The organism is Gardnerella sp. CCPDSM, assembly GCF_056754715.1.
The window spans coordinates 1-505 of the sequence record NZ_JBQEQO010000067.1 but is presented as its reverse complement, the minus strand read 5'-3'; the positions used below and the strand labels follow the sequence as shown (position 1 = coordinate 505).

At 43.8% G+C, this 505-nt stretch carries 1 protein-coding gene; it reads left to right on the top strand.

What is annotated here, in order from left to right:
* Positions 1 to 16 precede the first annotated feature (16 nt).
* On the top strand, positions 17 to 505 hold a 489-nt coding region (locus ACTJLE_RS06550), incomplete at its 3' end, for a phage portal protein (RefSeq protein ID WP_481267916.1).

Genomic DNA, 505 nt, shown 5'->3' with positions numbered 1-505 from the left:
GGGTAAAGAAACGAGTGTGAAACTTAAACCTTTTGACGTGCTTCATATTCCCGGTCTTGGTTTTGACGGGCTTGTTGGCTATTCGCCTATTGCGATGGCAAAAAACGCTATCGGTATGGCGATAGCTACGGAAGAGTATGGTGCATCGTTTTTCGCTAACGGTGCTACACCAAGCGGAATCTTGGAATACCCCGGTACAGTAAAAGATCCGTCTGGTATGAGGGATAGTTGGAATAAGGGGTTCTCTGGTTCTAACTCGCATAAGATAGCGATTTTAGAGGAAGGCATGAAGTATACGCCTATTTCTATTTCGCCTAACGAAGCACAGTTTCTTGAAACTCGTAAGTTTCAGATTAACGAGATTGCTCGTATTTTTAGAGTCCCACCACACATGGTTGGTGATTTAGAAAAGTCGAGTTTTTCTAATATTGAGCAGCAGTCGTTGGAGTTTGTGAAATACACGCTTGATCCTTGGGTGGCGCGTTTTGAACAGTCTATTACGAGG